This window comes from Trinickia sp. LjRoot230 (assembly GCF_964253315.1).
Lineage (GTDB): Bacteria > Pseudomonadota > Gammaproteobacteria > Burkholderiales > Burkholderiaceae > Trinickia.
The window spans coordinates 1,603,085-1,622,289 of sequence record NZ_CAXUQX020000001.1 but is presented as its reverse complement, the minus strand read 5'-3'; the positions used below and the strand labels follow the sequence as shown (position 1 = coordinate 1,622,289).

The 19,205-nt window shown below is 60.7% G+C and carries 21 protein-coding genes; 5 read left to right on the top strand and 16 right to left on the bottom strand.

What is annotated here, in order from left to right; genetic code table 11:
* Positions 1-15: 15 nt before the first annotated feature.
* Positions 16-1,728 (top strand): single-stranded-DNA-specific exonuclease RecJ, encoded by a 1,713-nt coding sequence (recJ, locus tag ACSQ20_RS07565; RefSeq protein WP_436018576.1) that lies wholly within the window; start codon positions 16-18, stop codon positions 1,726-1,728.
* A gap of 40 nt (positions 1,729-1,768) precedes the next feature.
* Here the strand turns inward: recJ and ACSQ20_RS07560 are convergent, their stop codons facing one another.
* Positions 1,769-2,209, bottom strand: a complete 441-nt coding sequence (locus tag ACSQ20_RS07560; protein WP_436018574.1) for a hypothetical protein — start codon at positions 2,207-2,209, stop codon at positions 1,769-1,771.
* A 195-nt stretch (positions 2,210-2,404) separates the two neighbouring features.
* Positions 2,405-2,839 (bottom strand): hypothetical protein, encoded by a 435-nt coding sequence (locus tag ACSQ20_RS07555; RefSeq protein WP_436018572.1) that lies wholly within the window; start codon positions 2,837-2,839, stop codon positions 2,405-2,407.
* A gap of 358 nt (positions 2,840-3,197) precedes the next feature.
* Here ACSQ20_RS07555 and prfB point away from each other — a divergent pair.
* The 3 genes from prfB to ACSQ20_RS07540 all read left to right on the top strand — a co-directional run bounded on the left by prfB (position 3,198) and on the right by ACSQ20_RS07540 (position 6,854).
* A protein-coding gene (gene prfB, locus ACSQ20_RS07550; RefSeq protein WP_436018570.1) for a peptide chain release factor 2 occupies positions 3,198-4,302 on the top strand; the annotation gives its coding sequence in 2 pieces (ribosomal slippage) (positions 3,198-3,278 and positions 3,280-4,302; 1,104 coding nt in all).
* Positions 4,303-4,364: 62 nt separating this feature from the next.
* Positions 4,365-5,891 (top strand): lysine--tRNA ligase, encoded by a 1,527-nt coding sequence (gene lysS, locus ACSQ20_RS07545; RefSeq protein WP_436018568.1) that lies wholly within the window; start codon positions 4,365-4,367, stop codon positions 5,889-5,891.
* Between the two features lie 219 nt (positions 5,892-6,110).
* Entirely contained in the window at positions 6,111-6,854 is a 744-nt protein-coding gene (locus ACSQ20_RS07540; RefSeq protein WP_436018566.1) for a glycine zipper 2TM domain-containing protein, read from the top strand.
* A 116-nt stretch (positions 6,855-6,970) separates the two neighbouring features.
* Here ACSQ20_RS07540 and iscX read toward each other — a convergent pair whose 3' ends face one another.
* The 12 genes from iscX to ACSQ20_RS07480 form a co-directional block, all read right to left on the bottom strand.
* Positions 6,971-7,168, bottom strand: coding sequence for a Fe-S cluster assembly protein IscX (gene iscX, locus ACSQ20_RS07535; RefSeq protein ID WP_436018564.1), 198 nt, complete (start codon positions 7,166-7,168; stop codon positions 6,971-6,973).
* A gap of 16 nt (positions 7,169-7,184) precedes the next feature.
* On the bottom strand, positions 7,185-7,526 hold the full coding sequence (gene fdx / locus ACSQ20_RS07530) for an ISC system 2Fe-2S type ferredoxin (RefSeq protein WP_436018562.1): 342 nt from the start codon (positions 7,524-7,526) through the stop codon (positions 7,185-7,187).
* A 130-nt stretch (positions 7,527-7,656) separates the two neighbouring features.
* The gene (gene hscA, locus ACSQ20_RS07525) at positions 7,657-9,522 is read right to left on the bottom strand and encodes a Fe-S protein assembly chaperone HscA (protein ID WP_436018560.1); all 1,866 of its coding nucleotides are present in this window, start codon (positions 9,520-9,522) and stop codon (positions 7,657-7,659) included.
* Positions 9,523-9,629: 107 nt separating this feature from the next.
* Positions 9,630-10,157: a Fe-S protein assembly co-chaperone HscB gene (gene hscB, locus ACSQ20_RS07520; RefSeq protein WP_436018558.1), complete on the bottom strand. Its 528-nt coding sequence runs from the start codon at positions 10,155-10,157 to the stop codon at positions 9,630-9,632.
* A 113-nt stretch (positions 10,158-10,270) separates the two neighbouring features.
* A complete protein-coding gene (gene iscA / locus ACSQ20_RS07515; protein WP_436018556.1) occupies positions 10,271-10,594 on the bottom strand; it encodes an iron-sulfur cluster assembly protein IscA in 324 nt (107 codons plus the stop codon).
* Between the two features lie 8 nt (positions 10,595-10,602).
* On the bottom strand, positions 10,603-11,040 hold the full coding sequence (gene iscU / locus ACSQ20_RS07510) for a Fe-S cluster assembly scaffold IscU (protein ID WP_436018554.1): 438 nt from the start codon (positions 11,038-11,040) through the stop codon (positions 10,603-10,605).
* Between the two features lie 22 nt (positions 11,041-11,062).
* On the bottom strand, positions 11,063-12,286 hold the full coding sequence (locus tag ACSQ20_RS07505; RefSeq protein ID WP_436018552.1) for an IscS subfamily cysteine desulfurase: 1,224 nt from the start codon (positions 12,284-12,286) through the stop codon (positions 11,063-11,065).
* 72 nt (positions 12,287-12,358) lie between these two features.
* The gene (gene iscR / locus ACSQ20_RS07500) at positions 12,359-12,889 is read right to left on the bottom strand and encodes a Fe-S cluster assembly transcriptional regulator IscR (RefSeq protein WP_436018550.1); all 531 of its coding nucleotides are present in this window, start codon (positions 12,887-12,889) and stop codon (positions 12,359-12,361) included.
* Positions 12,890-13,003: 114 nt separating this feature from the next.
* A complete protein-coding gene (locus ACSQ20_RS07495) occupies positions 13,004-13,495 on the bottom strand; it encodes a low molecular weight protein-tyrosine-phosphatase (RefSeq protein ID WP_436018548.1) in 492 nt (163 codons plus the stop codon).
* Positions 13,496-13,567: 72 nt separating this feature from the next.
* Complete coding sequence (locus tag ACSQ20_RS07490; protein WP_436018546.1) at positions 13,568-13,825, bottom strand: hypothetical protein; 258 nt, start codon at positions 13,823-13,825, stop codon at positions 13,568-13,570.
* A 161-nt stretch (positions 13,826-13,986) separates the two neighbouring features.
* Positions 13,987-15,399 carry a LutB/LldF family L-lactate oxidation iron-sulfur protein gene (locus ACSQ20_RS07485; RefSeq protein ID WP_436018544.1) on the bottom strand — a complete coding sequence of 471 codons (1,413 nt, stop codon included), beginning with the start codon at positions 15,397-15,399 and terminating at the stop codon, positions 13,987-13,989.
* 53 nt (positions 15,400-15,452) lie between these two features.
* Positions 15,453-16,175: a (Fe-S)-binding protein gene (locus ACSQ20_RS07480; RefSeq protein ID WP_436018542.1), complete on the bottom strand. Its 723-nt coding sequence runs from the start codon at positions 16,173-16,175 to the stop codon at positions 15,453-15,455.
* 161 nt (positions 16,176-16,336) lie between these two features.
* Between ACSQ20_RS07480 and ACSQ20_RS07475 the strand changes: the two genes are divergently transcribed.
* The gene (locus ACSQ20_RS07475) at positions 16,337-17,152 is read left to right on the top strand and encodes an IclR family transcriptional regulator (RefSeq protein ID WP_436018540.1); all 816 of its coding nucleotides are present in this window, start codon (positions 16,337-16,339) and stop codon (positions 17,150-17,152) included.
* Positions 17,153-17,165: 13 nt separating this feature from the next.
* Here ACSQ20_RS07475 and ACSQ20_RS07470 read toward each other — a convergent pair whose 3' ends face one another.
* Positions 17,166-17,390 carry a hypothetical protein gene (locus tag ACSQ20_RS07470; RefSeq protein WP_436018538.1) on the bottom strand — a complete coding sequence of 75 codons (225 nt, stop codon included), beginning with the start codon at positions 17,388-17,390 and terminating at the stop codon, positions 17,166-17,168.
* Between the two features lie 191 nt (positions 17,391-17,581).
* The gene (gene pbpG, locus ACSQ20_RS07465) at positions 17,582-18,733 is read right to left on the bottom strand and encodes a D-alanyl-D-alanine endopeptidase (protein WP_436018536.1); all 1,152 of its coding nucleotides are present in this window, start codon (positions 18,731-18,733) and stop codon (positions 17,582-17,584) included.
* Positions 18,734-19,205: the final 472 nt, after the last annotated feature.

Genomic DNA, 19,205 nt, shown 5'->3' with positions numbered 1-19,205 from the left:
CCTTCAGAACTTGCCATGACTCGAATCGTGACCCGCGCGGCCTCGCCGGCCGATGAAGCCGCGCTGATGCGCCACGGCCTGCACCCGGTGCTGGCCCGTCTTTACGCAGCCCGCGGCGTGCGCCTGCCCGAAGAGATCGACACAGCATTCACTCGGCTCACTCCACCGATCGAACTCAAAGGGGCTGGTCAAGCCGCCAGCCTGCTTGCCGACGCGATAGCCGAAAAACGGCGCCTGCTCGTCATTGCCGACTACGATTGCGACGGCGCAACGGCCTGCGCAGTCGCCGTGCGCGGGCTGCGTCTGTTCGGCGCGCAAGTCGACTATCTCGTGCCGAATCGGTTCGAATACGGCTACGGGCTCACGCCGGAAATCGTCGAGCTGGCGGCCGGCCGCTCGCCGGATTTGATTATTACGGTCGACAACGGCATTGCCAGTGTCGACGGCGTCGCCGCTGCCCGCGCGCGCGGCATCGACGTCCTCGTCACCGATCACCACCTGCCCGGCGATGTCCTGCCGGACGCCCGCGCCATCGTCAATCCGAATCAGCCGGGCTGCACGTTTCCGAGCAAATGCATTGCCGGCGTGGGTGTGATGTTTTATGTGCTGCTCGCCCTGCGCTCGCTGCTGCGCGAGCGTGGCGTGTTCGAGGCCCCCGGCGTGGCTGAACCACGGCTCGACGGGCTGCTCGATCTCGTGGCGCTGGGCACCGTCGCTGACGTGGTTCGGCTTGACGGCAACAATCGCGTCCTCGTCGCGCAAGGCCTCGCGCGAATTCGCCGCGGCCGTATGCAACCGGGGGTCGCTGCGCTTTTCCGGGCGGCGGGGCGCGACGCGCGCAATGCGTCGGGCTTCGATCTCGGCTTTGCGCTTGGACCACGCCTGAATGCCGCGGGCCGACTGTCCGACATGTCGCTTGGCATCGAGTGCCTGATTACGGACGATGTCGGCCGAGCGTGGGAGCTTGCTCAGCAACTCGACGCGATGAATCGGCAGCGCCGCGAAATCGAGGCCGGCATGCAGGAGCAAGCGTTGGCCGACTTGGCGGATGTCGATCCGTCCGGCACGACGACGATCACCCTGTTCAACCCCGCTTGGCACCAGGGCGTCATTGGCATCGTGGCGAGCCGGCTCAAGGAAAAATTCCACCGGCCCGCGTTCACCTTCGCGCCTGCGGACGAGCATGGCCGCGTCGTCAAGGGCTCGGGCCGCTCGATCGCCGGCTTTCATCTGCGCGACGCGCTCGATCTGATGACCAAGCGCGAGCCGGGTCTGCTCAGCAAGTTCGGCGGCCACGCGATGGCAGCAGGTGTGACGATCGCCGCCGGCGACGTGCCGCGCTTTGCGGCGGCGTTCGAAGCGGTGGGGCGCGAATGGCTCGGCGAGGACGCGCTGGCCCGCCTCGTTGTCACCGACGGCAATCTCGAGGATGCCTACTTCACGCCGCAGGTGGTCGAGATGCTCGACGCGGCGGTCTGGGGCCAGGGCTTTGCCGCGCCGATGTTCTCGGGCGATTTCGAGGTCGCCTCGCAGGCGCTGGTGAAGGACAAGCATTTGCGGCTGCAGCTCGTGCGCTCACGCCAGCGGTTTCAGGCGATCTGGTTCAATCATACGGAGCCGCTTGCCGCACGCTCGCATATCGCGTTTCGGCTCGCTTGTGATAATTGGAACGGCGTCGCGCGCGTGCAGCTTATTGTCGAGCATGCGGTTGCGGTGGAGGTCGGATAGCCGTGTACCGACCTGTCGCGGGTCGACCGAAACCATCGCCTTACAGGTCGGTCGGGAAGTCCAACGTTATCAGTAATGGCTCCGAACGGAAGTATGGCTGGTCCAGGCGATAAAAGAGTGTCGCGGAGCCATTAATGAATGCCGAGTGTTTCCTGAAACAGCGTACGGCATCTGCAAAGGAGCCGGGCATAGCCGTGATTTCAGTCCTGATGCCCTTCTTTGCGACGACGGGCGTTGTGTAGTTGGGAACGACCATAAATCCAAAGTAGATTGGACTGGCTCCGACAAATAAACGGCACTCCAGCTCTTCCTCCTTCCCATAAAGCGCGTCCGGAATAACGGGGATACTGATTTTTACGCCGACGCTGTCACTTTGCGCGTTGATGTAATTATTCTTAAGGGCCGGAAGGGTCGGGTTACTGAGTTCCGAATTAAGGGGAGCGCGCTGTTGTTTTTCCAACATCCCGCTAATGTCACTCATGATAATTCTCCTGGGTTTGTATTACACATCGCCACTGGCGTACAACGTTTGCCGTCCGTAGTAGAGCGATCCCATCAGCCCCGCGCCATCAATTCAATCAAGTCGACAATCCGCTTCACCACTTGTCACCCGCTGCTCCAAATTTCGTTGAGATCGATTAATCTACTCTCCTTGTTTTTTGTTATTTTTCGCCAGCTATTCGCTGCTCAACGGAAAATCCAGTTCCACCGGCCACATCATCGAAAAGCAGTTAGGTAACGGAAGATAATAATAGAGGTAGGCAGGACCCATCACAAAACCCCCGAGCCTAAAATCGATTACAGCGCGCCAGAAATCATCTGCCAACAGCGTGATTTCGGTGGGCTGGGAGCTCTTAGTTATGATGGGGTGATGACCTGGAGGAGGAAGGGTGAGTCGATGACCTGCCCCGTTAAATCCTTGTGGCTTAACGAACAGGGAGCACTCTAGCTGCGCTCGCCCATCAAAAAATGAATCGTTGATAATCGGGATCCTGATTTTTACGCCGACCTTATCGGTTTCCGGAGTAATCTGAGTCAACGGACGTGGTGGCATAAGGTCCGAATTGACGGGGATTTGATCTTCTTCGCACATCTCTTTAGCGTCGCTCATGACTTCCTCCGACGTACGCATTGTCAACAGACCATTATTACGATAGTTTGGCCGCACCCGCCTTACCCCATCAATTATGTTAGGGATAGTCTCAAAACAAGGCCTCCTTTGGGTACGGCCCTTTTAAACCGCAGTCTGGCCCATTCGACGATCTCTCAAGGATGACGCCGTCTCGATAGGCGTGACATTCTCGATACCCGGCTCGGTGGGCCTGTACTCTCGGTGTATTCCATCGTCGGGAATTCGAGTCCGTCGAAGCGCTGACGACGCCGGTCCCCCACCATCCGCCCACGGCGCCCCGCCCCCCTACCCCAATCAGCTATAATTTCCCCTTTTTACGAAGCCGAGCTGAATCGACATGGAAGCGGAACGCCTGAACGCCATCGAGAGCTCTCTAGCCGACCTGCGCCGACGCGCGGGCGAGCTACGGGGGTATCTTTGACTACGACAACAAAGCGGTACGCCTGATCGAAGTCAACAGGGAACTCGAAGACCCGAACGTCTGGAACGATTCGAAGCACGCCCAGGCCCTCGGCCGGGAAAAGAAGATGCTCGAAGGAGTCGTGCTGAGCCTATCCTCGCTCGATGACGATCTTCGCGACGCACAAGAGTTCTTCGAAATGGCGCGCGATGAAAACGACGACGATACGCTCGTCGCCGTCGAAAGCGACGCTGCAAAAATCGAACAGCGTGTCGCCGACATGGAATTCCGCCGGATGTTCGCGAATCCGGCCGATCCGAACAACGCATTTATCGACATCCAAGCAGGCGCCGGTGGCACCGAAGCATGCGATTGGGCGGCGATGCTGCTGCGCCAATATCTGCGCTACTGCGAGCGCAAGGGCTTCAAAGCGGAAGTACTCGAAGAATCGGAAGGCGACGTCGCCGGCATCAAGAGCGCGACCATCAAGGTCGAGGGCGAATACGCGTACGGCTTTTTGCGTACCGAAACCGGCGTGCACCGCCTCGTGCGCAAGTCGCCGTTCGATTCGTCGGGCGGCCGTCATACGTCGTTCTCGTCGGTATTCGTCTACCCGGAAATCGACGATTCGATCGAAGTCGACATCAACCCGGCGGACCTGCGTATCGACACCTACCGCGCATCGGGCGCGGGCGGTCAGCACATCAACAAGACCGACTCCGCCGTGCGTATCACGCACTTGCCGTCGGGCATCGTCGTGCAGTGTCAGAACGATCGATCGCAGCACCGCAATCGCGCCGAAGCCATGGCGATGCTGAAATCGCGCATGTACGAAGCGGAAATGCGCAAGCGTCAGGCTGAGCAGGACAAACTGGAATCGAGCAAGACGGATGTGGGCTGGGGCCACCAGATCCGTTCCTATGTGCTCGACAACAGCCGCATCAAAGACCTGCGCACCAATGTCGAAATCAGCAATACAAAGAGCGTGCTCGACGGCGATCTCGATGCGTTCATCAGCGCGAGCCTCAAGCAAGGCGTGTAAGCGCCGAATCGTTTTTCTGCCGGCCGCGCGGAGCAAGCCGCCCCACTCTCACAGCAAAGATCATGACCGAACCCACCCCTCCGAGCCAGGACACGACCGTCGACGAGAACAAGATCATCGCCGAGCGTCGCGAGAAACTGCACGCGCAGCGCGCGTCCGGCGTGGCTTATCCGAATGACTTCCGCCCGACCCACAACGCAGCGGATCTCCAGAGCGGCTATGTCGATGCCGACAAAGACACGCTCGAAGCCACTGCACTGCAAGTCGCCGTCGCCGGCCGCATGATGCTCAAACGTGTGATGGGCAAGGCAAGCTTCGCAACGGTACAAGACGGCTCGGGCCAGATTCAGTTTTTCGTGACCCCGTCCGATGTCGGTGCCGACGCATACGAAGCATTCAAGAAATGGGATTTGGGCGACATCGTCGCGGCGCGCGGTGTCCTCTTCCGCACGAACAAAGGCGAACTCTCGGTGCGCTGCACCGAACTGCGCCTCTTGTCGAAGGCGCTGCGTCCGTTGCCCGACAAGTTCCACGGCTTGGCCGATCAGGAAACGCGCTACCGTCAACGCTATGTCGACCTGATCGTCACGCCCGAAGCACGCAAAACGTTCGTGGCTCGCACCAAAGCTGTCGCATCGATCCGTAACTTCATGTCGGATGCGAATTTCATGGAAGTCGAAACGCCAATGCTGCATTCGATTCCGGGCGGTGCGACGGCCAAGCCTTTCGTCACGCACCACAATGCGCTCGATATGCAGATGTTCCTGCGTATCGCGCCCGAGCTTTATCTCAAGCGTCTGATCGTCGGCGGCTTCGAGCGCGTGTTCGAGATCAATCGGAATTTCCGCAACGAAGGCGTCTCGCCGCGACACAATCCCGAATTCACGATGATGGAGTTTTACGCGGCCTACACCGATTACGTGTGGCTGATGGACTTCACCGAACGGCTGATCCGCCAGACGGCCATCGATGCGCTCGGCACGGCAACGATCACCTATCAGGGCCGCGAACTCGATTTATCGAAGCCGTTTCATCGCCTGACGATCACGCAGGCCATTCGCAAGTACGCGCCCGATTACACTGACGCGCAATTGAACGATCCGACGTTCCTGCGCACCGAGTTGAAGCGCCTCGGCGTCGATACGGCTCAGCCGGCCTTCATTAACGCCGCGCGCGGCGCGCTGCAGTTGGCGTTGTTCGAAGAAACCGCCGAAGCGCAGTTGTGGGAACCGACGTTCATCATCGATTACCCGATCGAAGTGTCGCCACTCGCGCGGGCGTCCGATACGGTGGAAGGCATCACCGAACGTTTCGAGCTGTTCATCACGGGTCGCGAAATCGCAAATGGTTTTTCGGAACTCAATGATCCCGAAGATCAGGCAGCGCGTTTCAAGAAGCAAGTCGAACAAAAGGACGCCGGCGATGAAGAAGCAATGTTCTACGATGCCGATTACATTCGCGCGCTCGAATATGGCATGCCCCCGACAGGCGGCTGCGGCATCGGCATCGATCGTCTCGTCATGCTGCTCACCGACAGCCCGAGCATTCGCGACGTCATCCTCTTTCCGCATCTGCGCCGCGAAGATTGATACGCGGCCAATGCCTGCCCGGCGGTTGCAGTTTTGTAACCGCCGGTAAAAGCTGCGCGGTGTGCTAAGGCATGCTAGCGGATGTGGGCGGGATTCGTCCCCACTTGATGGCAAATGGTTACAAATTGAAACGCCTGCGCGCGGACTTTGGCGGACACTATTTCGTAGCGCAAAGCTAACGCCAAGAACAAAAGCATCATCGTTACGAAGAGGTCCGTCATGAATCAGCCCGGCACGTCGCCGCGCCGCCTTCATCCGTTGATTGCCACGGCGGCCGCGACACTCATCATCGCGAGTCTCGCTGCAACAGCAGCTATCACCGGCCTGTTCCCCAAGGCGTCGAGCACCGCATCGCAAACCGATCAGACGCAATCGTCGCAGGTGGCGAATCAGCCGGTAGTCGATTCGGCCGCTCCCGCCGCCGGTAACCAGCAAGCCCCGTCGCAACCTCAGCAAGGCGCGTATGCAGCGCCCTCACAGGCGCAGGCAGAGGTGCAGCCACAGCCGCAACAACTTCAACAGCAACAACAATACGCTCAGCAGCAACCGGCGAACGCTCAGCAGCCGCAACCGTCGTATGCGCAGACGCAACCCTATGGGACACCGCCGCCGCAGCAGCAGGCCACTCCGTGCGCCACCTGCGGGACAGTTGAATCCATTGCCACGGTCCGGCGCGAGGGTCACGGAACGGGCATTGGGGCCGTGGGCGGCGCGGTGGCCGGCGGTTTGGTCGGCAACCAATTTGGCGCGGGCACCGGACGTACCGCCATGACGGTGCTCGGTGCCGTTGGCGGCGGCTTTGCCGGCAACGCGGTGGAAAAACATCTGCGCAGCGAGACCAACTATCAGGTTCGCGTGCGGATGGAGAACGGCCGCACGCGGTATTTCACCTACCGTCAAGCGCCGCCGTTCCAACAAGGGCAGCCGGTACGCGTCGAACGGGGAACGCTCGTCGCGCGGTAAAGGCCTGCGGTATCACGCATGCCGCTCAGAGCACATACGAACAAAAAGGCGATCCGAACTGAAACCGGATCGCCTTTTTTATTGCTGCCAGCTGCTTGCGATGCATCAACGCAGCGTCACTCTGCTGCGTCCTCGATCCAAGCCAATTGGATCGCTTCAAGAATCTTTTCGTTCGAGCGTTCCGGATCGTCATCGAAGTCTTCCAGCTCGGTGACCCAGCGATGCAGATCCGTGAACCGCACATACTGCGGATCAACGTCACCATGCTTGTCCGTGAGGGCCATTGCGATTTCTTGCACGTGGGTCCACTTCATGGCAGCTCCCTCCTGGTCAGTGGTTTTCCTTCGCGTGGTTGATCGAATAGCGCGGGATCTCCACCACGAGATCCGCGCTGGCCGGCACCATCGCCTGGCACGATAGTCGCGAAGTCGGCTCGAGCCCCCACGCCTTGTCGAGCAAGTCGTCCTCGTCCTCGTCCGAAGGCGTGAGTGCGTCGAAGCCTTCGCGAACGATCACATGACATGTGGTGCAGGCGCAAGACATTTCGCAAGCGTGCTCGATCTCGATGCCGTTTTCGAGCAGCGTCGCACAAACGCTCTTACCCGCTTCGGCCTCGATGACCGCCCCTTCCGGGCAGAGTTCGACATGGGGCAGCACAACGATTTGCGGCATACGGATTCCGTTCGATCAGTGAAGTGCGCAGCAGCGCAGTGTAATGCGCTCGCTGCGCTATTTTACGGCGGCGGGCCCGGCGCGATTGCACGCTGGGGCCACCGCCCCAAGTGCACCGGCCGGCCGCCGTTCAGATTTCGTCGAGTTTGCGGCCCTGCAAAGCCGCTCGAATGCTCTTGTTCATGCGACGGGCGGCGAACTCGTCGGTCTCGGCGGCGAGCGCCTTCGTCGCCACCTCGACAGCATCGGCGTTGCTGCCCCCGGCCGCCGCCTGCAACTGTTCGAGCGCCGCATCGACTCGCGCGCGCTCCTCGGCATCAAGCAATTCGCTATCGGCGGCGAGCGCGGCCTGCGTGGCCTCTACGAGCCGTTGCGCCTCCACCTGCGCCTCGCGCAGCGCCCGCGCGTGCATGTCGAGTTCGGCCGACTTGAAGCTGTCTTCAAGCATGCGGGCGATGTCGTCATCGTCGAGTCCGTACGACGGCTTGACGACAACCGACGCCTCCCCTCCCGAATGCTGCTCGCGCGCAAACACCGAAAGCAGTCCGTCCGCGTCGACCTGGAACGTCACACGAATACGCGCCGCACCCGCTGCCATCGGCGGAATGCCTCTCAATTCGAAACGCGCGAGCGAGCGGCAATCCGACACGAGTTCGCGCTCGCCTTGCACGACGTGAATGGCAATTGCAGTCTGGCCATCTTTGAACGTCGTAAATTCTTGCGCGCGTGCGACAGGAATCGTCGAATTGCGCGGGATGACTTTTTCGACGAGACCGCCCATCGTCTCGATGCCGAGCGACAACGGAATGACATCGAGTAAAAGCCAATCGTCGCCGCCGCGATTGCCCGCCAGCAAATCAGCCTGAATGGCCGCGCCCAGCGCCACAACCTGATCGGGGTCGAGATTCGTCAGCGGCGGTTGGCCGAAAAACGCCGCAACCGCACGCCGGATCACCGGCATGCGTGTAGCGCCGCCTACCAGTACAACGCCTTTGATGTCGGCCGGCAACACCTTCGCGTCCCGCAACGCTTTTTTTGTCGGGGCCAACGTCCGCTGCACGAGCGGCTCGACGAGCGAGGCGAACTCGGCTTCGGTAACGGAAACGGCAACCGCGGTGCCGTCGGACAATACCGCTTCGAACGACGCCTCGGCCGCTGTGGACAGCACCTCTTTCGTGGCGCGCACGCGGTCGAGCAGCAGCCGCACATCTTCGGGCGACAGGCTCTGCGGTGCAAGACCGATCTGAGTCAGTACGTGACGGTAAAGCACATGGTCGAAATCGTCGCCGCCCAGTGCCGAGTCCCCCCCTGCCGCCAGTACTTCGAAGACTCCTTTCGTCAGCTTCAGAATCGACAGATCGAACGTGCCGCCGCCGAGATCGTATACCGCGTAGAGGCCCTCGGCGCTGTTGTCGAGTCCATAGGCGATGGCCGCCGCGGTCGGCTCGTTCAGAAGCCGCAATACATTCAGGCCGGCAAGACGCGCTGCGTCCTTGGTGGCTTGGCGCTGCGCTTCGTCGAAATAAGCGGGGACCGTGATGACCGCGCCGACCAGTTCGTCACCGAGTGTGTCCTCGGCGCGTTGGCGCAGCGTCGCAAGAATTTCGGCCGACACTTCGACAGGGCTCTTCACGCCCGCCACGGTGCGAATCTGCACCATGCCCGGCGCTTCGACGAAGTCGTACGGTGCGTTCTCGGCGCCTTCGACCTCAGCCTTCCCGCGTCCCATGAAACGCTTGACGGACACAATCGTATTGCGCGGATCGAGCACGGCTTCCTGCTTCGCCGTGACGCCAATGCGACGACCGCCCTTTTCCAGATATCGGACGACTGACGGCAACAATACGCGACCGTCTGCGTCCGGCAACGCGTCGGGCACGCCGCTGCGCACGGCGGCAACCAGCGAATTGGTCGTACCGAGATCGATACCGACAGCAACGCGTCGCTGATGCGGCGCCGGAGCCATGCCGGGTTCGGAGATTTGCAGTAAAGCCATCTGTAGTTATCTTCGGGGGTTCTTAGCCCCTCCGTTATCGGCGGCGCGCCGCGACAGATGCAACGGCCGCGCATTCAGCGCTCGCGTCAAGGTCAAGTGTTTGGCGCTCAGTGTTCCAGCCGCTCGATCTGCGTGCTGATCTCGGCGCACACGCGCTCGATGAACATCAGTTGCCGCACCGCTTCCGCTGCAGGCTGATTGGCACCGCCATCCAGCAACGCCGCCAGTTTGTCGAAACGCGTGCGTGCCTCTGTCCTCAGTTCGTCAAGCAACGCCTCGAGTGCCGGAATGCTCCTTGCGCCCGCCGCGTCTTCGACCTGCTCACGCCACTCCATCTGCTGCATCAGGAACATCGGCTCCATTGCCGTATTGCTCTCGGCACCGACATCGACCCCTCGCAGCGACAACAGGTACGTCGCGCGTTTCAACGGATCGCGCAGCGTGCCGTACGCCTCATTGGCGCGCGCCGCCCATTGCATCGCCACGCGTTTTTGCGCGTCGCCCGCCGCAGCGAACCGATCGGGATGCACCTGCGTTTGCACCGTTCGATAAGCCGCTTCGAGCGCTTGCGGATCGAGCGTGAATTGCTCGGGCAGATGAAACAGGTCGAAGTGGCTTTGCTGGATCGAGGCCATGAAGTGTCGGTGTTCGCAGTGGTCTCACTGATCGATTTAAAAGCACGCGAGACGAGAAGCCGGCGTACCAACAAAAAGGCGGCCTGCGCCGCCCTTGATCGGCTTGCCGTGACTCAAACGCGGAACGACTCGCCGCAACCGCACTCGTCCTTCACGTTCGGGTTATGGAACTTGAAGCCTTCGTTCAGACCTTCGCGTTCGAAATCGAGTTGCGTGCCATCGATGTAAGCCAGACTCTTCGGATCGACGATCACTTTCACGCCGTTGCTTTCGAATACCTGGTCCTCGGGCGCGAGTTCATCGACATATTCGAGCTTGTACGCGAGCCCAGAGCAGCCCGTCGTACGAACGCCGAGCCGCAGGCCCAAGCCTTTGCCGCGCCGCGTCAGGTACTTCTGCACCTGTTGCGCGGCCTTGTCAGTCAGTGTGATTGCCATGGTTCAAATCAAGCGACTTGCTGTTTCACTTCCTCGGCGACCGGCGTTCCGGGGACCTTCGCATCGCCGACATGGCGCTGCTTGTAGTCAGCCACGGCCGCCTTGATCGCATCTTCGGCGAGGATCGAGCAGTGGATCTTCACCGGCGGCAACGCGAGTTCTTCGGCGATGTGCGTGTTCTTGATCGCGAGCGCCTCATCGAGCGTCTTGCCCTTCACCCATTCGGTGACGAGCGAGCTCGAAGCGATTGCCGAGCCGCAGCCGTAGGTTTTGAATTTCGCATCCTCGATGACGCCGTCCGTGCCCACGCGAATCTGCAGCTTCATCACGTCGCCGCAGGCCGGCGCGCCGACCATGCCCGTGCCCACTGCGTCGTCGTCCTTCGAAAACGAGCCGACGTTACGGGGATTTTCGTAGTGATCCAACACCTTGTTGCTGTAAGACATGATCAAAACTCCTTAATACGAATCAGTGGGCGGCCCATTTGATGGTCGAAAGATCGATGCCGTCCTGATGCATCTCCCAAAGCGGTGACAAGTCGCGCAGCTTCGCGATCTTGCTCTTGAGCAGATCGATGACGTAATCGACATCGGCCTCGATCGTGAAGCGGCCGACCGTAAAGCGGATCGAGCTATGCGCGAGTTCGTCGTTACGTCCGAGTGCACGCAGCACGTACGACGGTTCGAGCGACGCCGATGTACAAGCGGAACCCGACGATACCGCCACATCCTTGATCGCCATAATCAGCGATTCGCCCTCGACGAAGTTGAAGCTGATGTTCAGGTTATGCGGAATGCGGCGTTCCATGTCGCCGTTGATATAGACCTCGTCGATTTCCGAAAGCCCGCGCAGCAACCGGTCGCGCAACATGCGTACGCGCTCGTTTTCGGTTGCCATTTCCTCGCGGGCGATACGGAAGGCCTCGCCCATGCCGACGATCTGATGCGTCGGTAACGTGCCCGAGCGCATGCCGCGTTCGTGACCGCCGCCGTGCATCTGCGCTTCGATCCGAACGCGCGGCTTGCGACGCACGTAGAGCGCACCGATACCCTTCGGGCCGTACGTCTTGTGCGCCGAAAACGACATCAGATCGACCTTCAAGCGAGCGAGGTCGATCTCGACCTTACCGGTGGCTTGCGCCGCGTCGACGTGAAAAATAATGTTCCGTTCGCGGCAGATCTCGCCGATCGCTTCGATGTCCTGAATCACGCCGATTTCGTTATTCACGAACATCACGGAAACGAGGATCGTATCGGGCCGAAGCGCCGCCTTCAACACGTCGAGATCGAGCAACCCATCGTCTTTCACATCGAGATAGGTGACATCGAAACCTTCACGCTCGAGTTCGCGACCCGTATCGAGCACAGCCTTGTGCTCGGTCTTCACCGTAATCACGTGCTTGCCGCGACTCTTGTAGAAATGCGCCGCGCCCTTGATTGCGAGGTTATCCGATTCGGTCGCGCCGGAAGTCCAGATGATCTCGCGCGGATCGGCGTTCACCAGCGCCGCGACCTGCTCGCGCGCCTCTTCGACCGCCCGCTCCGCATCCCACCCGTACGAGTGACTGCGCGACGCCGGATTCCCAAACTGTTCCCGCAGATAGGGGATCATTTTGTCCACCACGCGCGGATCGACCGGCGTCGTCGCGCTGTAGTCCATATAGATGGGCAGGTGGGGCACTGGGTTACTCATCAATCGCTCCGGGGAAATCGTTGTTTTGGGTTCCGCGCTCGTGCACTCGACGCCACGCGCGCTGTAAGCTCGTCAGGAACTCGCGATATTGAAGACCGAGTTCGGTCCTTTCGGCGTCAGCCGCGGCGGCTCCACCGCCGCCGCCTCGGGGCGCCGATCGTGCAGCACCGCAGCCGAGCCGTCGCGCGAACGCTGCTGGTCCACGAGATCCTGCAGCGACACGGAATCGAGGTACTCGACCATCTTCTGGTTCAGCGTGGACCAGAGTTCGTGCGTCATGCAATGACCGTCGTTTTGCTTCGTTCCCTCGCACGAGCCTTTGCCGCCGCACTGCGTGGCATCGAGCGGCTCGTCGACCGCAATGATGATGTCGGCAACCGTCACTTCCTGAGCCCGCCGCGCAAGGTTGTACCCGCCGCCCGGCCCGCGCACCGACTCCACGATCTCGTGACGGCGCAGCTTACCGAACAACTGTTCGAGGTAGGACAGCGAAATCCGCTGGCGCTGACTGATGCCGGCAAGCGTGACCGGACCCTGATCCTGGCGCAGCGCCAGATCGATCATCGCGGTAACGGCGAAGCGGCCTTTGGTGGTAAGTCTCATAATTGCGGGGGACCGGTATTCTCGACGAATTTGGTCAAGTATAAATACATGACGATTTTAGTCAAGTATCCCTATTGCCATTTAGGTTATCGGTGCTCGAACACTTTATGCACTTCATGCGGCCGCGAGCCCGAGCGCGACGCGCAAATGTTCGAGGACGCCGCGACAAGCGTTTTCGCATTGGTCGAGCACCAGTTCGAACCCTTCTGCGCCGCCAAAATAGGGATCGGCGACTTCACGCACATCCCAATGCTCGGCGAACTCCATCAGAAGGCGAACCTTCGATTCGCTTCCCGGCGGGCAAAGCGCACGCACATTGCCCAGGTTCACTTCATCCATGGCGAGCAGCAGATCGAACCGGTCGAAGTCCTCGGCGGCGATTTGCCGGGCACGCAGCGGCGCTAGATCGTAGCCCCGCCGCTGCGCCGCGGCTTGCGCGCGTTTGTCGGGCGGCTCGCCCACGTGCCAATCGCCGGTGCCGGCCGAATCGATAACGATATGATCAGCCAAGCTCGCGCGCTCGACCTGCTCGCGCATGATCGCCTCCGCCGTGGGCGAACGGCAGATATTTCCCAGACAGACAAAACAAACGGCAACAGATTTCATTGGCACCACGAAGCGATCGGCGGACAAGCCGGCCGCATCGGCAACCGACCCGTCATTATAGAAGGGGCCGGCTCAGGACGCTTGTGGCACCGGTGCGTGAAGCGTGCCGGATATGCCCGGTATGCCGGACGTCCCGCCCGCCGCCGATGACGCGCGCACCGCGCGGCCGCCCACCAGACCATACGAGACCGCGCGTGCGAGTTCGGCACTCACCTCGGCAGCCGCAAGCGGCGGATGCTTTGCATCATCGCTATAAGTTTGCAACGCGGCTAGGCCGGCCAACGTCAACACGACGGCCAGCGGCCAATAGACGGCTATTTTCGTTTTCATCTCGCGCCTCATTTTCGCAACGGGCATGCGTCATTCGCGCACCCGCAATCTCATGAAGCAAATTCTATAGGTGATGCCTATCGAGACAAAGACGTAAATAGCGAATTCAGCGTTGCGCCGGCGCAAACAATCGGAGGGTCGGCGCGCCAAAGCACGAGAACCTACCCGATGTGCTTGCGCTGCGCGGCGTACAGTTCGCGAAATGTGCGCCCGACCGGGGCCGGCATGTCGCGTGTCGCGCTCCAGCCCTGCCCGAGCGGCAGCCGCGTGATCGCATGGCGGCTGCCGCCCATGCGCTCGAGCACTCTGACCGCCAGCTTGGTGACTAGCGCATATAGTGCCGGCCGGGCCGCGACGAAACCCCAAAGCGCCAACCCGACGCGCTCCCCGCGCGGCCGCAAGTGCCGCTCCACCTGCTTTTCGCGCAGTTTGCGCAGCAAATCGGAAATCGGAATGCCAACCGGGCAGACGCTATTGCATTCGCCGCACAAGGTTGCCGCCTGTGGCAGATCGAGCGCCTTGTCGAGCCCAACGTAGCTCGGCGTCAATACGGAACCCATCGGTCCGGGATAGACCCAGCCGTACGTATGACCACCGACCTTCTGATAGACGGGGCAATGGTTCATGCACGCGCCGCAGCGAATGCAGCGCAACATTTCCTGAAACACGCCACCGATCAGACCCGAGCGGCCGCCGTCGACGAGCACGACGTACATATGCTCGGGACCGTCGCCATCACCCTCGTTACGCGTGCCGGTCAGCAGCGAAAAATAATTCGAGGTCGTCTGGCCCGTCGCCGAGCGCGGCAACAGGCGCATCGCAACCGCGAGGTCCTCCAGCGTCGGCAACACTTTTTCGATGCCCGTGACGGCAACATGCACGCGCGGCATTACCGTGCACATGCCCTCGTTGCCTTCATTGGTCACGATCGCGACCGAGCCCGTCTCCGCAATCAGGAAGTTGCCGCCTGTCACGCCCATATCCGCGGCGAGAAACTGCGGCCGCAACACCTCGCGCGCCTCGCGGGTCATGGCCGAAATCTCGGTCAGCCGCTCGCGCCCATGGGTCTTTGCGAAAAGATCGGCGACCTCTTCTTTGTCCTTGTGCAGGGCCGGCGCAATAATGTGGCTCGGCGGCTCGTTGTTGTTGATTTGCAGGATGTATTCGCCGAGATCGGTCTCCAGCGACTGCACGCCGATTTCGGCGAGCACCGCGTTGAGCCGCATCTCCTCCGAGACCATCGATTTTGTCTTGATGACCTTCTTGACCTCGTGCTTGCGCGCAATTTCAGCAACGAGTTGCGCGGCATCGCGCGTCGTTTCGGCGAAAAGCACCGTGACACCGCGGCGCGTGGCCTCGCGCTCGAACGTTTCGAGCCAGACGTCGAGGTTCTCGAGTGCGCGATTGCGGCGCGCCTTCAGTTCGTCGCGCGTCGCCGGAAAGTCGATTTCCTGCATCGCCAACGCCCGCGCACTCACGAATTTCGTCGAGAGCTTCGTCAGGTTTTGCTGAAGACGCGGGTTGGCGAGATTTTCCTTCGCACGCGCCTTGAAATACATCGAATGGACTTGCATCAGAGGAAGGTCCGGGATGAACGGTTAAACGAGACGAGACGGGACGTGCCGCGTCAGAGCCCTTCGGTCAACACCTGGGCGATATGCATCACACGCGTCGTGGTATCGCCTGTGCGCCGCAAACGCCCTTCGATGTTCAATATGCAGCCGAGATCGCCCAGCACGACCGTGTCCGCGCCGCTCGCGCGGATGTTCTCGCATTTTTCATCGACGATGGCCGTCGAGATATTGCCGTACTTGATCGCGAACGTGCCGCCAAAACCGCAGCAATGCTCGCAACCCTTCATCTCGGTCACGGCGATGCCCTTTTGCGCCAGCAATGCCCGCGGCGCTTCCTTCACACCGAGCTCGCGCAGCCCCGAGCATGAGTCGTGATACGTGACCGGACCGGCGAATTCGCCGCGCGGCAGTTCGATCTTCGCGACGTTGAGAAGGAAGTCGGTCAACTCGTGCACTTTCGCCTGCACGCGACCGTAGCGGTTCATCAGATCCGGGTCGTCTCGGAAAAGATCCGCATAGTGCACGCCGATCATCCCGCCGCACGACCCCGAAGGAACCACCACGTAATCGAATTGCTCGAATTCGCGCAGCGTCTTTTCGGCGAGATCGCGCGCAAGGGCGCGCTCCCCCGAGTTATAGGCAGGCTGACCACAACAGGTTTGCGCAGGCGGGACAACGACTTCGAACCCCGCGCGCTCTATCAGCTTGATGACAGAAAACCCGATCTCCGGGCGCATGAGGTCGACGAGGCAAGTAACGAATAATCCGACTCGCATGGCGGCTCCGTTTGGAAAAACGCTTGCCATTATGCGTCGTTTGTCGCGCTTCGCCACCGGAATTCGCTAAATAACGAAGCCGAAGCCGCATTCGAACAGCGTTCGCTTTTTTCACAATACGAGATACAATGATTTTTTTGCTTTGCGTCAATTGATTCGCGATGAGCGATACGAACCAGGACTCAAAAACATCGATCCAGGTTATCGAACGCATGATGCGGCTGCTCGATGCCCTCGCTTCGCATAGCGATCCGGTCAGTTTGAAGGAGCTCGCGTTGCGCACGGAGCTCCATCCGTCGACGGCTCACCGCATCCTCAACGACATGGTGACCTGCCGCCTCGTCGATCGCTCCGATCCCGGCACATACCGGCTCGGCATGCGGCTCTTGGAGCTTGGCAATCTCGTCAAGGCGAGGCTCTCGGTGCGCGATGCGGCGTTGATGCCGATGCGCGAACTGCACCGGCTTACCGGGCAGACGGTCAACCTCTCGGTGCGGCAGGGCGACGAGATCGTTTATATCGAGCGCGCCTACTCGGAGCGCTCGGGCATGCAAGTGGTGCGGGCCATCGGCGGGCGGGCGCCGCTGCATCTGACTTCAGTGGGCAAGCTTTTCCTCGCTGCGGACGAGGCTTCGCGCGTGCGCGCTTACGCCACGCGCACGGGCCTTTCGGGGCACACGCAAAACAGCATCACAGACCTCACACGGTTAGAACGAGAGTTGATGCAGGTGCGCCAGCAGGCCTGTGCGCGCGACAACGAAGAACTCGAGCTGGGTGTGCGCTGCATTGCAGCCGGCATCCATGACGACACGGGCAAACTCGTGGCGGGCTTGTCCTTGTCAGCGCCGGCCGACCGTCTGCAGGACGCTTGGCTCGGCCACCTGAGCCGCACTGCGTTCGTGATCTCGGAGGCACTCGGCTACCGCCCGGAGGCAGCGCAAGCGCTGAACAGCTCGGCAAAGGCCAAGTCCGCCTGACGCGCGTAAGCGTTCAGTGCTCGATGCGCTCGGCCGCGCTCATCTCGCGAACCCGGAGTCTGCGCTCGCGCGCTGCCAGCGCCGGGTCCTTTTCCGAATACAGGGTGTCGAGCGACGTGCCCGGCGCGATGGCGTCCAGATACCGCAGCACCTCGCCGATGGCAAAGCCCGGGTCCCCACGTTCTCGCGCTTTAATTACAAGGCGTCCCAAACTTTTGATGTTCGTAAAATCGAGCATAGGCGCGCTAATCCTCGATTTTACGAACATCACGTGCGAGGAAATTGACTGGGACGATGGGCCGCCGGATCGCTTGGACAAGCGCGGCAAGATCTATCTGCATCAACCCGCCCACCCGTAGGTGGCGCGGGTCACAACTATTTGCGGGGCGCTTCTTTTTTCTTTCTCTCTAGCGCCTGCAGTCACACTGCTCAGGTGCCGCGCCCACCAGCGTCGGCGCTGGTGAGCCGCTGATCGCCGCCGTTATCGAGCCACGTCCGCAAGCGCGTCGCATCGGCGAAGCGCGAATATTTGCCCGACGAATCGAGCAGCACCATGATGATCGGCCGACCCTGAATAGTCGCCTGCATCACCAGACACTCGCCCGCCTCGTTGATGAAGCCGGTTTTTTGCAGACCGATTTCCCAGCTCGAGTTACGCACGAGCGCGTTGGTATTGTTGTAAGCCAATTCACGCTTGCCCGTATCGACGGCATAACCGCGATCGGTCGAGAATTTGCGGATGAGCGGATATTGATAGGCTGCGTTAACCATCTTGACCAAATCGCGCGCGGTCGAAACATTGCGGCTCGTCAACCCGGTCGGGTTTTCGAAATGCGTATCGGCCATGCCGAGCGCCTTCGCCTTCTCGTTCATCGCGGCGATGAAGGCCGGCCGCCCGCCCGGGTAATAACGCGACAACGCGGCAGCAGCCCGGTTCTCGGATGCCATCAATGCGATATGGAGCATGTCCTCGCGCGCCAGCACCGAGCCCACGGCAAGGCGCGAGCCCGTGTGCTTTTCGAAGTCGCGATCGGCATCGGTTACTTCCAGCAAGTCTATGAGCGGCAAGTTTGCGTCGAGCACGACCATCGCCGTCATCAACTTGGTGATCGAAGCGATAGGTACGACGGAGCGCGAGTTTTTGTCGATGATCGTGTCGGACGTGTTCTGATCAACGACGTAGGCAACGTTCGAGCGCAGCGCGAGCCCTTCTGGACCTTCTTGCATGCCAAACGGCTGCCCAGCCACAGGCGAGCGCGGAGCGAACGCAACCTTACGCATCGCGCCATGGCGGCCATGGCCGCGCAGCGAATAAGTCACGCGTTTTTTTCGAACGCGATCATCAACTGCCGCGGCAGCTTTGGGCTCAGCGGCGGCTTCTTTAGCCACGTGCTTCGATCTGTGCGTTTTTTGGGCGACGGTGGGCTTGGACGAGGTGGCGTCGGTCTGGCTTGACGCGGCCAATGCATCGACAGGGGCCGCGAAAATCACGGCAGCGAGCATGGAGGCGGTAACCGAGACGACTCTCGCAAGCGCCACACCGTGCCTCACTCTGAGCGACGAAAACAATGCGGTTTTCATTGGTGTTCTTGAAACGGAGGTGGCGAGAGACAGCGTTTTGAGGGCAAGTGTAGTAAAGGTCCTAAAAATTAGCAATCAGAAGCACTTATCGAACGTACTTGAACCAATTTTTCAGGTATCGGCGCGAAACCCGCGCCTTTACTCGCATCTTGCGACGAACTGAAGCACCGTAGTGGGGCCATGCCCACATATCGGCGCGCCTTTTGTAAACTTAAGCCAACGAGCGACTTTAGGCCTCTATCCGAGCGATGCAGCATGCGCAGCACCGAATCTGGGCGCGACAGCCGAACCGCGCGGAGTCCGACTCAACGCGCGTGCGGTGGGTTCCGTTGACACCCCGTTTTCATCAAAACAAGATATAGGAGACGACACGCCGCGCGGGCGCAGCAAAAACCATTCCCAAGTCGACTGCCAAGCGCACCGCAAGGTATTGTTTTTGCATGAAATCCTTTTCATTGTGCATCGCACCAAA

Coding starts and splice junctions, on each gene's coding strand:
- ACSQ20_RS07495 (WP_436018548.1), bottom strand. CDS start 13,495: ATGAAATCTGTTGCCGTTTGTTTTGTCTGTCTGGGAAATATCTGCCGT.
- ACSQ20_RS07470 (WP_436018538.1), bottom strand. CDS start 17,390: ATGCTCGATTTTACGAACATCAAAAGTTTGGGACGCCTTGTAATTAAA.
- ACSQ20_RS07505 (WP_436018552.1), bottom strand. CDS start 12,286: ATGAGTAACCCAGTGCCCCACCTGCCCATCTATATGGACTACAGCGCG.
- hscB (WP_436018558.1), bottom strand. CDS start 10,157: ATGGCCTCGATCCAGCAAAGCCACTTCGACCTGTTTCATCTGCCCGAG.
- iscX (WP_436018564.1), bottom strand. CDS start 7,168: ATGAAGTGGACCCACGTGCAAGAAATCGCAATGGCCCTCACGGACAAG.
- lysS (WP_436018568.1), top strand. CDS start 4,365: ATGACCGAACCCACCCCTCCGAGCCAGGACACGACCGTCGACGAGAAC.
- fdx (WP_436018562.1), bottom strand. CDS start 7,526: ATGCCGCAAATCGTTGTGCTGCCCCATGTCGAACTCTGCCCGGAAGGG.
- ACSQ20_RS07480 (WP_436018542.1), bottom strand. CDS start 16,175: ATGCGAGTCGGATTATTCGTTACTTGCCTCGTCGACCTCATGCGCCCG.
- ACSQ20_RS07485 (WP_436018544.1), bottom strand. CDS start 15,399: ATGCAAGTCCATTCGATGTATTTCAAGGCGCGTGCGAAGGAAAATCTC.
- hscA (WP_436018560.1), bottom strand. CDS start 9,522: ATGGCTTTACTGCAAATCTCCGAACCCGGCATGGCTCCGGCGCCGCAT.
- iscU (WP_436018554.1), bottom strand. CDS start 11,040: ATGTCTTACAGCAACAAGGTGTTGGATCACTACGAAAATCCCCGTAAC.
- iscA (WP_436018556.1), bottom strand. CDS start 10,594: ATGGCAATCACACTGACTGACAAGGCCGCGCAACAGGTGCAGAAGTAC.
- ACSQ20_RS07490 (WP_436018546.1), bottom strand. CDS start 13,825: ATGAAAACGAAAATAGCCGTCTATTGGCCGCTGGCCGTCGTGTTGACG.
- iscR (WP_436018550.1), bottom strand. CDS start 12,889: ATGAGACTTACCACCAAAGGCCGCTTCGCCGTTACCGCGATGATCGAT.
- ACSQ20_RS07540 (WP_436018566.1), top strand. CDS start 6,111: ATGAATCAGCCCGGCACGTCGCCGCGCCGCCTTCATCCGTTGATTGCC.
- recJ (WP_436018576.1), top strand. CDS start 16: ATGACTCGAATCGTGACCCGCGCGGCCTCGCCGGCCGATGAAGCCGCG.
- pbpG (WP_436018536.1), bottom strand. CDS start 18,733: ATGAAAACCGCATTGTTTTCGTCGCTCAGAGTGAGGCACGGTGTGGCG.
- ACSQ20_RS07555 (WP_436018572.1), bottom strand. CDS start 2,839: ATGAGCGACGCTAAAGAGATGTGCGAAGAAGATCAAATCCCCGTCAAT.
- ACSQ20_RS07560 (WP_436018574.1), bottom strand. CDS start 2,209: ATGAGTGACATTAGCGGGATGTTGGAAAAACAACAGCGCGCTCCCCTT.
- ACSQ20_RS07475 (WP_436018540.1), top strand. CDS start 16,337: ATGAGCGATACGAACCAGGACTCAAAAACATCGATCCAGGTTATCGAA.